General features: G+C 52.2%; 11 protein-coding genes. 9 read left to right on the forward strand and 2 right to left on the reverse strand.

The window, feature by feature from the left end; translation table 11 throughout:
* Window positions 1-25: 25 nt before the first annotated feature.
* A complete protein-coding gene (locus tag DQM57_RS07595; RefSeq protein WP_002218094.1) occupies window positions 26-313 on the reverse strand; it encodes a co-chaperone GroES in 288 nt (95 codons plus the stop codon).
* Between the two features lie 348 nt (window positions 314-661).
* Between DQM57_RS07595 and fetA the strand changes: the two genes are divergently transcribed.
* From fetA to DQM57_RS09915, 8 genes are all read left to right on the forward strand, one after another.
* A complete protein-coding gene (gene fetA, locus DQM57_RS07600) occupies window positions 662-2,827 on the forward strand; it encodes a TonB-dependent siderophore receptor FetA/FrpB (protein ID WP_111727418.1) in 2,166 nt (721 codons plus the stop codon).
* A gap of 134 nt (window positions 2,828-2,961) precedes the next feature.
* On the forward strand, window positions 2,962-3,921 hold the full coding sequence (locus DQM57_RS07605; RefSeq protein WP_111727419.1) for a siderophore ABC transporter substrate-binding protein: 960 nt from the start codon (window positions 2,962-2,964) through the stop codon (window positions 3,919-3,921).
* Window positions 3,922-4,128: 207 nt separating this feature from the next.
* The gene (locus tag DQM57_RS07610) at window positions 4,129-5,097 is read left to right on the forward strand and encodes an ABC transporter permease (protein ID WP_111727420.1); all 969 of its coding nucleotides are present in this window, start codon (window positions 4,129-4,131) and stop codon (window positions 5,095-5,097) included.
* The gene (locus DQM57_RS07615) at window positions 5,087-6,061 is read left to right on the forward strand and encodes an iron chelate uptake ABC transporter family permease subunit (protein ID WP_111727421.1); all 975 of its coding nucleotides are present in this window, start codon (window positions 5,087-5,089) and stop codon (window positions 6,059-6,061) included. Before DQM57_RS07610 ends, DQM57_RS07615 begins: the two co-directional genes overlap by 11 nt.
* Window positions 6,062-6,105: 44 nt before the next feature.
* Window positions 6,106-6,732, forward strand: a complete 627-nt coding sequence (locus tag DQM57_RS07620; RefSeq protein ID WP_111727422.1) for an FmdE family protein — start codon at window positions 6,106-6,108, stop codon at window positions 6,730-6,732.
* A gap of 84 nt (window positions 6,733-6,816) precedes the next feature.
* Window positions 6,817-7,575, forward strand: coding sequence for an iron ABC transporter ATP-binding protein (locus DQM57_RS07625; protein WP_107997336.1), 759 nt, complete (start codon window positions 6,817-6,819; stop codon window positions 7,573-7,575).
* A 315-nt stretch (window positions 7,576-7,890) separates the two neighbouring features.
* Window positions 7,891-8,493, forward strand: coding sequence for an adhesin (locus DQM57_RS07630; protein ID WP_111727423.1), 603 nt, complete (start codon window positions 7,891-7,893; stop codon window positions 8,491-8,493).
* Between the two features lie 440 nt (window positions 8,494-8,933).
* The gene (locus tag DQM57_RS09915) at window positions 8,934-10,352 is read left to right on the forward strand and encodes a YadA-like family protein (RefSeq protein ID WP_373279804.1); all 1,419 of its coding nucleotides are present in this window, start codon (window positions 8,934-8,936) and stop codon (window positions 10,350-10,352) included.
* A gap of 65 nt (window positions 10,353-10,417) precedes the next feature.
* On the opposite strand, the gene DQM57_RS07650 is transcribed toward DQM57_RS09915, so the two are convergent.
* The gene (locus DQM57_RS07650) at window positions 10,418-10,756 is read right to left on the reverse strand and encodes a P-II family nitrogen regulator (RefSeq protein WP_039854868.1); all 339 of its coding nucleotides are present in this window, start codon (window positions 10,754-10,756) and stop codon (window positions 10,418-10,420) included.
* Between the two features lie 460 nt (window positions 10,757-11,216).
* Between DQM57_RS07650 and purL the strand changes: the two genes are divergently transcribed.
* Window positions 11,217-15,173 (forward strand): phosphoribosylformylglycinamidine synthase, encoded by a 3,957-nt coding sequence (gene purL / locus DQM57_RS07660; RefSeq protein WP_111727426.1) that lies wholly within the window; start codon window positions 11,217-11,219, stop codon window positions 15,171-15,173.
* Window positions 15,174-15,271 lie beyond the last annotated feature (98 nt).

Raw genomic sequence — 15,271 nt, forward strand, 5'->3', positions numbered from 1 at the left:
TCGGTTCTGAAACCTAATTCAACAATTATTCAACGATACCAAAGATGTCTTCTTCACGCATTACCAACAGCTCTTCGCCGTCGGCTTTTACGGTTTGGCCGCTGTATTTGCCGAAAATGATTTTGTCGCCGACTTTGACATCCAGCGGACGGCGCGCGCCGTCTTTACCGATTTTGCCCGCACCCACGGCGATTACTTCGCCCATGTCGGGTTTTTCAGCGGCTGCGCCCGGCAAGACGATGCCCGATGCGGTTTTCTCTTCAGCTTCCAAGCGTTTGACGACGACGCGGTCGTGTAAAGGGCGGATGGTCATGTTTATACTCCGATAAAATTATTTAAAAACAATTTCCTGCCTAAAAAACTCAGACAGATTAAGGATGAAAACCGGACAGCCGTCAGGCGGCTGCCTGTATAAGTCGGTAAAATTAGGGTTTGTTCGAACAAATTCAAGTGATGCGGTACAAAATTATTCCTGCCGTTTTTCATGTCGTCGAACAAACCTGTCAACAAAAAACAACACTTTCCAAATAAAAACAATACGCAACTTTACAGAATAACTACATCTCGATAATATTAATGAGAATAATTATTGACTGTCTAAAATCTAAACCATTTCTTAGCAGTTTTGTTTTTATTTTTCTATCTCAACAAGGAAGATTGAATGAATACCCCGTTGTTCCGCCTCAGCCTGCTCTCACTTACCCTGGCGGCAGGTTTTGCCCATGCGGCAGAAAATAATGCCAAGGCCGTACTGGATACCGTTACCGTAAAAGGCGACCGCCAAGGCAGCAAAATCCGTACCAACATCGTTACGCTTCAACAAAAAGACGAAAGCACCGCAACCGATATGCGCGAACTCTTAAAAGAAGAGCCGTCCATCGATTTCGGCGGCGGTAACGGCACGTCCCAACACCTGACCTTGCGCGGCATGGGTCATAATTCTGTCGACGTCAAGGTGGACAACGCCTATTCCGACAGCCAAATCCTTTACCACCAAGGCAGATTTATTGTCGATCCCGCTTTGGTTAAAGTCGTTTCCGTACAAAAAGGCGCGGGTTCCGCCTCTGCCGGTATCGGCGCAACCAACGGCGCGATTATCGCCAAAACCGTCGATGCCCAAGACCTGCTCAAAGGCTTGGATAAAAACTGGGGCGTGCGCCTCAGCAGCGGCTATGCCTCTAATGACGGCGTAAACTACGGCGCAAGCGTATTCGGAAAAGAGGGCAACTTCGACGGTTTGTTCTCTTACAACCGCAACGATGAAAAAGATTACGAAGCAGGTAAAGGCTACAAAAGTCCCAACGGCGGCAAAACCGTACCTTACAGCGCACTGGACAAACGCAGCTACCTCGCCAAAATCGGAACAACCTTCGGCGACGGCGACCACCGCATCGTGTTGAGCCACATGAAAGACCAGCACCGGGGCATCCGTACTGTGCGTGAAGAGTTTACAATCTTCGAGTCCGACCCTGCAAAAGACAGGCAGAAACCCTCATACCGTGAAACTACCCAATCCAACACCAACTTAGAGTACACGGGCAAGAACCTGGGCTTTGTCGAAAAACTGAACGCCAACGCCTATGTGTTGGAAAACGAACGCTATTCCGCCGATGACAGCGGCAGCGGTTACGCAGGCAATGTAAAAGGTCCTAACCATACCCGAATCGCCACTCATGGTGCGAACTTCAACTTCGACAGCCGCCTTGCCGAACAAACCCTGTTGAAATACGGTATTAACTACCGCCATCAGGAAATCAAACCGCAAGCGTTTTTGAACGGCGAATTTGAGATCTCCGGTAAGAAGAAAGATCCGAAAGATCCCAAAAAAGAAATAGATAAGACCGATGAAGAAAAAGCGAAAGACAAGAAAGATATGGATCTTGTCCATTCCTACAAACTGTCCAACCCGACCAAAACCGATACTGGCGCGTATATCGAAGCCATTCACGAAATTAACGGCTTTACCCTGACCGGCGGGCTGCGTTACGACCGCTTCAAGGTAAAAACCCACGACGGCAAAACCGTTTCAAGCAGCAGCCTTAACCCGAGTTTCGGTGTGATTTGGCAGCCGCACGAATACTGGAGCTTCAGCGCAAGCCACAACTACGCCAGCCGCAGCCCGCGCCTGTATGACGCGCTGCAAACTCACGGTAAACGCGGTATCATCTCGATTGCTGACGGCACAAAAGCCGAACGCGCACGAAATACCGAAATCGGCTTCAACTACAACGACGGCACGTTTGCCGCAAACGGCAGCTACTTCTGGCAGACCATCAAAGACGCGCTTGCCAATCCGCAAAACCGCCACGACTCTGTCGCCGTCCGTGAAGCCGTTAACGCCGGTTACATCAAAAACCACGGTTACGAATTGGGCGCGTCCTACCGCACCGGCAGCTTGACTGCCAAAGTCGGCGTAAGCTACAGCAAACCGCGCTTTTACGATACGCACAAAGACAAGCTGTTGAGCGCGAACCCTGAATTTGGCGCACAAGTCGGCCGCACTTGGACAGCCTCCCTTGCCTACCGCTTCAAAAACCCGAATCTGGAAATCGGCTGGCGCGGCCGTTATGTTCAAAAAGCTGAGGGTTCGATATTGGTGGCAGGTCAAAAAGGTCGCGACGGCAAACTGGAAAACGTTGTACGCCAAGGTTTCGGTGTGAACGACATCTTCGCCAACTGGAAACCGCTGGGCAAAGACACGCTCAATGTCAATCTTTCAGTCAACAACGTGTTTAACAAGTTCTACTATCCGCACAGCCAACGCTGGACCAATACCCTACCAGGTACCGGACGTGATGTACGCTTGGGTGTGAACTACAAGTTCTAAAACATAGTGTAAAATCCGGATGCCGTCTGAAACCCGTTTGGCGTTGAAGGCGGCATTCGGATATTACAGGTCGGATATTGATGCCCGGCCTGTCTTGCCTACATCCTCGAATCCCACAACAGAGAAATTATCCTATGTCACGTTTAACTGCTTTAGCCGTATGCTGCGCCCTTGCTTTGGGTGCGTGTTCGCCGAAAGATTCCGCTTCAAACCAAAACGCGCAAACCGCTCCTGCCGCCCAAACCGAAGGTGCGTCCCTGACCGTCAAAACGGCGCGCGGCGATGCGAACGTGCCGCAAAATCCGGAGCGCATCGCCGTTTACGATTTGGGCGTACTTGATACTTTAAGCAAATTGGGCGTGAAAACCGGTTTGTCCGTCGATCAAAACCGGCTGCCTTATTTGGACGAATATTTCAAATCCACGAAACCTGCCGGCACGCTGTTCGAGCCGGATTACGAAGCACTCAACGCTTACAAACCGCAGCTCATCATCATCGGCAGCCGCGCAGCCAAAGCGTTTGACAAATTGAACGAAATCGCGCCGACCATCGAAATGACCGCCGATACCGCCAACCTCAAAGAAAGTGCCAAAGAGCGTATCGACGCGCTGGCGCAAATCTTCGGCAAACAGGCGGAAGCCGACAAGCTGAAGGCGGAAATCGACGCGTCTTTTGAAGCCGCAAAAACTGCCGCGCAAGGCAAAGGCAAAGGTTTGGTGATTTTAGTCAACGGCGGCAAGATGTCCGCCTTCGGCCCGTCTTCACGACTGGGCGGCTGGCTACACAAAGACATCGGCGTTCCCGCTGTCGATGAATCAATTAAAGAAGGCAGCCACGGCCAGCCCGTCAGCTTCGAATACTTGAAAGAGAAAAATCCCGACTGGCTGTTTGTCCTTGACCGCGGCGCGGCCATCGGCGAAGAGGGTCAGGCGGCGAAAGACGTGTTGAATAATCCGCTGGTCGCCGAAACAACCGCATGGAAAAAAGGACAAGTCGTTTACCTCGTTCCCGAAACTTATTTGGCAGCCGGCGGCGCGCAAGAGCTGCTGAATGCAAGCAAACAGGTTGCCGACGCTTTTAACGCGGCAAAATAATGAAACGGCGGCATTCGATGCCGTCTGAAACACGGAGATTCAAACCGCCTCCTGTGTTTCAGACGGCATTTGCCCGATTTCCGGCGACTGCATCATCCAGTACCCCGCCTTGTAAAAACAGGGTCGGAAGCGGATTCCCGCAGCCTTATTCAGATTTCCTACAGGCGTAAAAAGCCGACAATAACGCCTTTCCACCCTTCTCTTTTTATGACTGCCAGACCCTTATCGCTAAACTTAACCAACCTCCTGCTTTTGGCGGCATTATTTATCGTCAGCCTGTCGGTAGGCGTTGCCGATTTCCGCTGGTCGGATGTGTTTTCCCTGTCCGACAGTACCGAATTGATACTGGTCAGCCGCCTGCCCCGCACATTCGCCATCGTGCTGACCGGTGCATCGATGGCGGTAGCGGGGATGATTATGCAGATTTTGATGCACAACCGTTTTGTCGAACCTTCTATGGCGGGCGCGAGCCAAAGTGCGGCCTTAGGCCTGTTGGCGGTAACATTGCTGTTTCCGACGGCCGCCCTGATGGTCAAAATGTCGGTTGCCGCCGTTGCTGCGTTAATCGGGATGTTGGTGTTTATGATGCTTATCCGCCGTCTGCCGCCGACGGCGCAATTAATGGTGCCGCTGGTGGGGATTATTTTCGGCGGCGTCATTGAGGCGGCGGCAACATTTGTGGCATACAAGTTCGAGATGCTGCAAATGCTCGGCGTATGGCAGCAGGGCGACTTTTCAAGCGTACTGCTGGGACGTTACGAGCTGCTTTGGATTACGGGTGGATTGGCATTATTTGCCTACCTGATTGCAGACCGGCTGACCATACTGGGGCTGGGTGAGGCAGTAAGCGTCAATCTGGGTCTGAACCGGACGGCAGTCTTGTGGTCAGGTTTGATTATTGTGGCACTGATTACATCGCTGGTTATCGTTACGGTCGGCAATATCCCGTTTATCGGGCTGGTCGTACCGAACATCATCAGCCGGCTGATAGGCGACAGGTTGCGCCAAAGCCTGCCGGCGGTGGCTTTGTTGGGCGCGTCTTTGGTTTTATTGTGCGACATTATCGGACGCGTGATTGTGTTTCCGTTTGAAATTCCGGTATCGACCGTCTTCGGCGTATTGGGTACGGTGTTGTTTTTATGGCTTTTGTTAAGGAAACCTGCCCATGCCGTCTGAAAACAAATTTGAATTTATGCAAGGTTCCCCGCGCCCGTTATGGGCGGCATTCGCACTCTTACTGATCTGCTGCGGACTGTTTTTAACGCTCAATGTCAAAGGCGATTGGGATTTTGTACTGCAACTGCGGCTGACCAAGCTCGCGGCTTTACTGTTAGTCGCATATGCGGTCGGCGTTTCCACCCAGCTTTTTCAAACGCTGACCAACAATCCGATTCTCACACCCTCGATTTTAGGTTTTGACGCGCTGTATATGTTTTTACAGACGCTTTTGGTTTTCACGCTGGGCGGCGTGGGCTATACATCCCTGCCTGCAGTCGGCAAGTTCGGCTTCGAACTTACCGTCATGATGGGCGGCTCGCTGCTGCTGTTCTACACACTCGTCAAACAAGGCGGTCGCGATTTATCGCGCATGATTTTAATCGGCGTGATTTTCGGGATTTTGTTCCGCAGCCTTTCCTCGCTGCTCTCCCGCATGATCGATCCCGAAGAATTTACCGCGGCGCAGGCAAACATGTTCGCCAGTTTCAATACCGTCCACAACGAACTGTTGGGGATAGGCGCGCTGATTCTGCTCATCAGCGCGGCGGCGGTTTGGCGCGAACGCTACCGCTTGGACGTTTACCTTTTAGGGCGCGCCCAAGCCGTCAATTTAGGCATCAACTACCCGCGCAACACCTTATGGCTGCTGCTTTATACCGCCGCATTGGTGGCAACGGCAACGGCCGTGGTCGGCCCCGTAAGCTTTTTCGGGCTTCTCGTCGCCTCGCTTGCCAACCACTTTTCCCCTTCCGTCCGCCATTCCGTCCGCCTGCCGATGACGGTTTGTATCGGCGGCATCCTCCTGGTCGGCGGACAAACCGTGTTCGAACACCTGCTCGGCATGCAGGCAGTGTTGAGCGTGGTAGTAGAATTTGCCGGCGGACTCGTTTTCCTCTATCTCGTTTTAAAACACAAAAAATGACGGATGCCGTCTGAACGGCCGCCCGCCTCGACAGGACAAAACATATGACACAAGAACATTTCCCCTCATTCTTCAACCAAGCCCCGACCATCACCGTCAGGGACGCGCTTGCCGAATTCCTCGGCGCGGCCGAAAACGGCATCCTCACTTACCGCTACGCCGATGCCGTGCGCCTGTGCGGCCACTCCTGCCCGACCGTCGCCGGTGCCTACCTGATGGTCATCAAAGGGCTGGAAGCACTTTACGGCGCAGAGCTGCCGCAACGCGGCGACATCGAAGCCTTTATGCAGGGCAATCGTGACGAAGGCACGACCGGCGTTACCGCGTCCGTCGTCCAACTCCTTACCGGCGCCGCACCCGAAACCGGCTTTGGCGGCGTAGGCCCGGCCGGACGCTTTGCCCGCCGCCACCTCTTATCCTTTGGTGCAGGCGAAATCACCGGCACACTCGCGCTCCGCCGCCGCGATACCGGCAAAACCGTTGCCGTCAGCCTCAACGCCGCGCTCCAACCCTTTGCACCACAAATGCGCGACATCATGCCCAAAGCCGTCAGCGGCAGCGCAAGCCCCGACGAACTCAAACAATTCGGCGAACTCTGGCAAGAACGCGTCCGCGCCTTCCTGATTGACCAAGCCGACAACCCCGAATTTGTTACCGTCAGCGAAATTTAACCACGCCATACAGGAATAAAATTCAGACGGCCTCATCATTTAAAGGCCGTCTGAAAACCCAATTTCCCATATTCGAATCCGCCTATGATTACCATCCGCAACGTCAGCTTCCACATCGGTACTCGCCCCATTCTGGACAACATCAGCCTCGACATTCCCGAAGGCGGCATTACCGCGCTAATCGGCCCCAACGGCGCAGGCAAATCTACCCTCCTCTCCTTTATGGCGCGGCTTCAGCCTCTGGTACACGGCAACATCAGCTACGCAGGCAAAGACATCAAAACCACCCCCACCGCCGAACTCGCCCGCACGCTCTCCATCCTCACCCAAGAAAACAGCATCATGAGCCGCATTACCGTGCGCGACCTGCTCATGTTCGGCCGCTATCCCTACCACCAAGGCAGGCCGTCTGAAAACGACAAAACCATCGTTGAAGAAGCGCTTGCCGAGTTCCACCTGCAAGACTTCGCCGACCGCTACCTGACCGAGCTTTCCGGCGGCCAACGCCAACGCGCCATGATTGCCATGGTATTCTGTCAGCGCACCGACTACGTTTTGCTGGACGAACCGCTGAACAACCTCGACATGTATCATGCCCGCTGCCTCATGCAAATCCTGCGCCGGCTGACCGACGAACACAAACGCACCACCGTCGTCGTATTGCACGACATCAACCAGGCCGCCGCCTACGCCGACCACGTCGTCGCCATGAAAAACGGCCAAGTCGCCATGCAGGGCAAGCCCAACGACATTTTCACCGCCGCAAACATCAAAACCCTATTCGACATGGACGTCGACGTACTCGACCACCAAGGCAAAAAACTGATTGTCCACCATATCTGAACCCGAAAAAATGCCGTCTGAACATTCAGACGGCACCCCATATCCTGACAAAATTAAGAAACGACACCGGCAGTATTGGCGGCAGCATAACATGCACATGTTAACAGATATCAATACCGAACCACCCGCCGGCAAGAATCAAATAAATAAATAAATAAATAAATAAATAAATTATGCAAAATAAATTACGACAAAGTATTGTATATATGCCTCCCTTTCACATATACTTCAATATGTAAGCAAACTTAGTGGGAACGAAAATACTTGCAAAAGATTTCCACCCCGTTTTTTATCCACTCACAAAGGTAATGAGCCATGAAACACTTTCAATCCAAAGTACTGACCGCAGCCATCCTTGCCGCCCTCAGCGGCAGCGCAATGGCAGCCGACGTTTACGAAAAACCAGAAGTAGACGCCAAGATTACCGAAGCAAAAACCGCGGTAACCACCGATCTTGAAAGCAAAATCACCGCCGCAAAAGAAGAACTGGGCAAAAAACTGGATGACCAAAAAGCCAGCGACAGCAAAGAGATTGAGAAAGTCAAAAAGTCTATTGCTGGCGTTACAGAACTCCTGACAGGTAAAGAAGGCGACGACCAAAACCCTGGATTGATTAAGACCATTGACGACCTTAACACATCCGTAGAAAGCAACAAGTCTGAAATAAAAAGCAACAAGTCTGAAATAGAAAAATTAACAACCAATTTAGCAGACACTGATGCCGCTCTGGATAAAACCACCGAAGCCTTGAATCAAGCGGAAGAAAAGATAACGGCATTTGCCACAGAGACTGAGAAAAATATCGAGGCAATCAATACAAAACTAGATGAAGCCAGCAAAAGCGTCAATAGCTCACTGGACGATATCAACACTAAGGCGACACAGCCCTCAGTACCGCTGATGAAGCCAAAAAGGTAGCCGACGAAACCAAACAAAGCGTCGATACCAAAGTAAAAGCCGCAGAAGATGCCGCAGTCAAAGCCGAAGCTGCAGCAGACAAAGCTGATACTGCAGCCGGTAAGGCCGAAGCTGCCGCTGCAAAAGTTACCGACGTTGAAAAAGTTGCCAAAGCCGCCCTGGTTGAAGCCTACAACAATGCCCAAGATATCAACGGATTCAAAGCCGGAGACACCATCTACGACATTGATGAAAACAACGAAATTACCGCAAAAAAAGCAACAGAAGATGATGTTAAAGCCGACGACTTTGAAGGTAAGGGTCTGAAAGAAGTCGTGGCTGAACACGACCAAAGCCTTGCCGACCTGACCGAAACCGTCAATGAAAACAGCGAAGCATTGGTGAAAACCGCCGAGGTTGTCAACCAACACACAGAAGATCTGACAGCCGTTAAAACTGCTATCAATAAAAACGAAGATGCTATCAATAAAAACAAAGATGCTATCAATGACACCAAAGACGACTTGGCGCTAGTGACCGCCACAGCAATCAACAATGTCCAAGACATCAACGGTTTCAAAGCCGGAGACACCATCTACGACATTGATGAAAATGGCAAGATTACCAAAAAAGAAGCAACTGCAGCCGATGTTGAAGCCGACGACTTTAAAGGTCTGGGTCTGAAAGAAGTCGTAGCTGAACACGACCAAAGCCTTGCCGACCTGACCGAAACCGTCAATGAAAACAGCGAAGCATTGGTGAAAACCGCCGAGGTTGTCAACCAACACACAGAAGATCTGAAAGCCGTTGAAACTGCTATCAATGAAAATAAAGCTGCTATCGACAAGAATAAGGACGACATTAAAGCAATCGTAGAAGGCGTACGCGATAACGTCCTGCCTGCACTCGAAGCAAACCGCGAAGACATCGATGCTAACAAAAAAGCCATCGATGAAAACAAGGCAAATGCCGACAAACGCTTTACCGCAGTACATGATGCTGTCAAGGCTGTAGCCGACCAAGTTGCTGACAACGGCAACAACATCGATGCCAACAAAAAAGCCATCGATGAAAACAAAGCTGCTATCGCTACAAAAGCAGACAAAGCCGAACTGGATAAAGTGTCCGACAAGGTAACCGCAAATGAGACTGCTATCGCTAAAAAAGCAGACCAAACCGCATTGGATGCAGTGTCCGACAAAGTAACCGCGAACGAGACTGCTATCGCTAAAAAAGCAGACCAACCCGCATTGGATGCAGTATCCGGCAAGGTAACCGCGAACGAGACTGCTATCGCTAAAAAAGCAGACCAAACCGCATTGGATGCAGTATCCGGCAAGGTAAACAAAAACACTGCTGATATCGCTACAAAAGCAAACAGTGCCGACGTGTACACCAAAAAAGAGTCTGACAGCAAATTTGTCAAAGTCGAGAACAGCATCAACGGTTTGGACACTACTACCAAAGGATTGAACACACGCCTGGTTTCTGCCGAAAAATCCGTTGCAGACCACGGTACTCGCCTGGCTGCTGCCGAAAAATCTGTTGCAGACCACGGTACTCGCTTGGCTTCTGCTGAAAAATCCATTACCGAACACGGTACGCGCCTGAACGGTTTGGATAAAACAGTATCAGACCTGCGCAAAGAAACCCGCCAAGGCCTTGCAGAACAAGCCGCGCTCTCCGGTCTGTTCCAACCTTACAACGTGGGTCGGTTCAATGTAACGGCTGCAGTCGGCGGCTACAAATCCGAATCCGCAGTCGCCATCGGTACCGGCTTCCGCTTTACTGAAAACTTTGCCGCCAAAGCAGGCGTGGCAGTCGGCACTTCGTCCGGTTCTTCCGCAGCCTACCATGTCGGCGTAAATTACGAGTGGTAAGCAGCATCTCCCGATAAAGAAACCGCAGCCCTGCAAGGCTGCGGTTTTTATTTTCTATCCGGTCGTCAGACTGCCGCATCCGAACGCTCGCCCGTACGGATGCGTACCGCTTCCTCGACCGGCAACACAAAAATCTTGCCGTCGCCGATTTTTCCCGAACGCGCAACCTCGACAATCACGTCAATCGCGCGTTCCACGGCGTCATCCGCCAACACCAGCTCGATTTTGACTTTGGGCAGGAAATCGACGGCGTATTCCGCGCCCCGGTAAATCTCCGTATGCCCCTTCTGCCTTCCAAACCCTTTAACCTCGCTGACGGTCATGCCTGTAATGCCGATTTCGGTCAATGCTTCGCGCACGTCGTCGAGTTTGAAAGGTTTGATGATGGCTTCGATTTTTTTCATGGCAAACTCCATTGATTGACGGAAACAAATGCAAATATAGCAGAAGCGGCAGGGAAACGATAAGCGGTACGGTTCACTCGGCGACACGGCAATTTGCCGGAAACCGCCATTCCCGCGTATGAGGGAATCCCGACCTCTGCATTTCAGCAATATTTAAAGGCTTCTGTAAATCCAAACTTCCATATTCCCGACCGTGCGGAAATGACAGCATTTGATATCAAAACATACGGAAGCAGTTGCCCGCCCCTCTGCTTCCTGCAATTATCCGCATACCCGACTTTGGGTAAAAATCAGAAAAACAGATAAAACCCTTATTCCTTAATATCTTCAGACGGCACCTGTATTTCCCCCAACCATATGCCGTCTGAAGATTGTCAACACTTTAGCCCAAATTACCAAGCAACCCAGACCCTTTCGGCGTATAATACGGCCTTTCCCAACCGCATTTGTGAGCTGAATCATGTCTGTTGTTTTGCCCTTGCGCGGCGTTACCGCCCTTTCCGATTTCCGTGTTGAAAAACTCTTGCAAAAAGCGGCCGTACTCGGTCTGCCCGAAGTGAAACTGAAAAGCGAATTTTGGTATTTTGTCGGCAGCGAGAAAGCATTGGATGCTGCGACTGTCGAAAAACTGCAAGCCTTGTTGGCGGCGCAAAGCGTTAAAGAAACGCCCGAAGCGCGCGAGGGCTTGCATTTATTTTTGGTAACGCCCCGTTTGGGTACGATTTCGCCGTGGGCTTCCAAGGCAACCAATATCGCGGAAAACTGCGGTTTGGAAGGCATAGAGCGCATCGAGCGCGGCATGGCGGTGTGGCTGGAAGGTCGTCTGAATGATGAACAGAAACAGCAATGGGCGGCTTTGCTGCACGACCGCATGACCGAATCCGTATTGCCCGATTTTCAGACGGCCTCCAAATTATTCCACCATCTCGAATCCGAAACCTTCTCCAGCGTCGATGTTTTGGGCGGCGGTAAAGAGGCTTTGGTCAAAGCCAATACCGAAATGGGTTTGGCACTCTCCGCCGACGAAATAGATTATCTGGTTGAAAACTATCAGGCTTTGCAGCGCAATCCGTCCGATGTGGAGCTGATGATGTTCGCGCAGGCAAACAGCGAACACTGCCGCCACAAAATCTTCAACGCCGATTTCATCCTCAACGGCGAAAAACAGCCGAAATCGCTCTTCGGTATGATACGCGACACGCACAACGCACATCCCGAAGGCACAGTCGTTGCCTATAAAGACAATTCGTCCGTGATTGAAGGCGCGAAAATCGAGCGTTTCTATCCGAATGCAGCGGAAAACCAAGGCTACCGTTTCCATGAGGAAGACACGCATATCATCATGAAAGTGGAAACGCACAACCACCCGACAGCCATCGCGCCGTTTGCGGGCGCGGCGACGGGCGCGGGCGGTGAAATCCGCGATGAAGGCGCAACAGGTAAAGGCTCACGTCCGAAAGCAGGTTTGACCGGCTTTACCGTCTCCAACCTGAATATTCCGGGCTTGGAGCAGCCTTGGGAACAAGCCTACGGCAAACCCGGCCATATTGCTTCCCCTTTAGACATCATGATTGAAGGCCCCATCGGCGGCGCGGCGTTCAACAACGAATTCGGCCGTCCGAACCTCTTGGGCTACTTCCGCACTTTTGAAGAGAAGTTCGACGGTCAGGTTCGCGGCTATCACAAACCGATTATGATTGCCGGTGGCTTGGGCAGCATTCAGGCACAGCAGACACACAAAGATGAAATCCCAGAAGGCGCATTGCTGATCCAACTGGGCGGCCCGGGTATGCTCATCGGCTTGGGTGGTGGCGCGGCTTCTTCCATGAACACCGGCACAAACGACGCATCTTTAGACTTCAACTCCGTACAACGCGGCAACCCCGAAATCGAACGCCGCGCGCAAGAAGTCATCGACCGTTGCTGGCAGCTTGGCGACAAAAACCCGATTATCTCCATCCACGACGTCGGTGCAGGCGGCTTGTCCAACGCCTTCCCCGAACTCGTCAACGATGCCGGACGCGGCGCGGTATTCAAGTTGCGCGAAGTGCCTCTGGAAGAACACGGCCTCAATCCATTGCAGATTTGGTGTAACGAATCACAAGAGCGTTATGTGTTGTCGATTTTGGAAAAAGATTTGGAGACCTTCCGCGCTATCTGCGAACGCGAACGCTGCCCGTTTGCCGTAGTCGGCACGGCAACCGACGACGGTCATTTGAAAGTACGCGACGACTTGTTCTCCAACAACCCTGTCGATTTGCCGCTGAACGTTTTGCTCGGCAAACCGCCTAAAACCACGCGTACCGACAAAACAGTTACGCCATCTGAAAAACCGTTTAACGCCGGCGATATCGACATTACCGAAGCCGCCTACCGTGTTCTGCGTCTGCCTACAGTAGCTGCCAAGAACTTCCTGATTACCATCGGCGACCGCAGTGTCGGCGGCATGACCCACCGCGACCAAATGGTCGGCAAATACCAAACCCCCGTAGCCGACTGCGCCGTTACCATGATGGGCTTCAACACCTATCGCGGCGAAGCAATGTCTATGGGCGAAAAACCAACCGTCGCCCTGTTTGACGCGCCCGCTTCAGGCAGAATGTGTGTCGGCGAAGCCATCACCAACATCGCGGCGGTCAACATCGGCGACATCGGCAATATCAAGCTCTCCGCCAACTGGATGGCGGCATGCGGTAACGAAGGCGAAGACGAAAAACTCTACCGTACCGTCGAAGCGGTTTCTAAAGCCTGTCAGGCATTGGATTTGAGCATTCCCGTGGGCAAAGACAGCCTGTCGATGAAAACCGTTTGGCAGGACGGCGAAGAGAAAAAATCCGTCGTTTCACCGTTGAGCCTGATTATCTCCGCGTTCGCGCCAGTTCAAGACGTACGCAAGACTGTTACGCCCGAATTGAAAAACGTCGAAGACAGCGTATTGCTGTTTGTCGATTTGGGCTTCGGCAAAGCGCGTATGGGCGGCTCGGCGTTCGGTCAGGTCTATAACAATATGAGCGGCGACGCGCCCGATTTGGACGATACAGGTCGTCTGAAAGACTTTTACGGCGTGATTCAGCAGCTTGTCGCTGAAGACAAACTCTTGGCGTATCACGACCGCAGCGACGGCGGCTTGTTTGCGACGCTGGCGGAGATGGCGTTTGCGGGGCGTTGCGGTATCAGTGCCGATATAGATTGCCTGATGGATAAATTCCTGCCGATTCATCACCCAGATTTCCAAGGCGACCCTGCCGAAGACTTATCTGACGAACTTTATAATCATGCCGCCATTAAAATCTTATTCAATGAAGAATTAGGTGCGGTTATCCAAATTCGCCAAAAAGATAGAGATTACGTTGATGCAGCATTTAAAGCAGCCAACTTAATCGATGCAGTAAGCTGGATTGGCTCTCCTGATTTTGACAATGAATCTATTTCTTTCTTTGGTTACGGTTATTTCCTAGAACAAACCCGCGCCGACCTGCAACGCGCATGGCAGGAAACCAGCCACGCCATTCAGAAACTGCGCGACAACCCTGCCTGCGCCGATAGCGAGTTTGCCCTGATTGGCGACAACGACCGCAGCGCATTGTTTGCCGACGTGAAGTTTGACGTGAACGAAGACAGCGCCGCGCCTTTCGTCAACAGCGGCGCGAAACCCAAAATCGCCATCCTGCGCGAACAGGGCGTGAACGGGCAAATCGAAATGGCCGCCGCCTTCACCCGCGCCGGATTCGATGCCTACGACGTGCATATGTCCGACCTGATGGCAGGCCGCGTCCACCTTGCCGACTTCAAAATGCTGGCGGCGTGCGGCGGTTTCAGCTACGGCGACGTACTCGGCGCAGGCGAAGGCTGGGCGAAATCGATTCTGTTTCACCCTGCTCTACGCGACCAATTCGCCGCCTTCTTTGTCGATCCGAATACACTGACATTGGGCGTGTGCAACGGCTGTCAAATGGTTAGCAACCTTGCCGAGATTATCCCGGGCGCAGAAGCATGGCCTAAATTCAAACGCAACTTGAGCGAACAGTTTGAAGCGCGCCTGAGCATGGTTCATGTTCCGAAATCCGCGTCGCTGATTCTGAACGAAATGCAAGGCTCCAGCCTGCCTGTCGTCGTCAGCCACGGCGAAGGCCGCGCCGACTTCACGCTTCACGGCGGCAACATTTCTGCTGATTTGGGCATTGCGCTGCAATATGTGGACGGTCAAAACCAAGTGACCCAAACTTATCCGCTCAACCCCAACGGCTCGCCTCAAGGTATTGCCGGTGTGACCAACGCCGACGGCCGCGTTACCATCATGATGCCCCACCCCGAACGCGTGTACCGCGCCGCACAAATGAGCTGGAAACCGGAAGACTGGATGGAATTATCCGGCTGGTACCGCCTCTTTGCCGGCGCAAGAAAAGCTTTGGGCTAACCGCCCCAATCAACTCAAACCAATGCCGTCTGAAGAATATTTCAGACGGCATTATGGCATACCATCCTTTAAACGGTATCCTTCCACCGAGGAACACT

The sequence above is a fragment of the Neisseria cinerea genome (genome assembly GCF_900475315.1).
Lineage (GTDB): Bacteria > Pseudomonadota > Gammaproteobacteria > Burkholderiales > Neisseriaceae > Neisseria > Neisseria cinerea.

Bases quoted from the DNA above. Each gene is read 5' to 3' on its own strand.
- DQM57_RS07595 (WP_002218094.1), bottom strand. From the start codon at position 313: ATGACCATCCGCCCTTTACACGACCGCGTCGTCGTCAAACGCTTGGAA.
- fetA (WP_111727418.1), top strand. From the start codon at position 662: ATGAATACCCCGTTGTTCCGCCTCAGCCTGCTCTCACTTACCCTGGCG.
- DQM57_RS07605 (WP_111727419.1), top strand. From the start codon at position 2,962: ATGTCACGTTTAACTGCTTTAGCCGTATGCTGCGCCCTTGCTTTGGGT.
- DQM57_RS07610 (WP_111727420.1), top strand. From the start codon at position 4,129: ATGACTGCCAGACCCTTATCGCTAAACTTAACCAACCTCCTGCTTTTG.
- DQM57_RS07615 (WP_111727421.1), top strand. From the start codon at position 5,087: ATGCCGTCTGAAAACAAATTTGAATTTATGCAAGGTTCCCCGCGCCCG.
- DQM57_RS07620 (WP_111727422.1), top strand. From the start codon at position 6,106: ATGACACAAGAACATTTCCCCTCATTCTTCAACCAAGCCCCGACCATC.
- DQM57_RS07625 (WP_107997336.1), top strand. From the start codon at position 6,817: ATGATTACCATCCGCAACGTCAGCTTCCACATCGGTACTCGCCCCATT.
- DQM57_RS07630 (WP_111727423.1), top strand. From the start codon at position 7,891: ATGAAACACTTTCAATCCAAAGTACTGACCGCAGCCATCCTTGCCGCC.
- DQM57_RS07650 (WP_039854868.1), bottom strand. From the start codon at position 10,756: ATGAAAAAAATCGAAGCCATCATCAAACCTTTCAAACTCGACGACGTG.
- purL (WP_111727426.1), top strand. From the start codon at position 11,217: ATGTCTGTTGTTTTGCCCTTGCGCGGCGTTACCGCCCTTTCCGATTTC.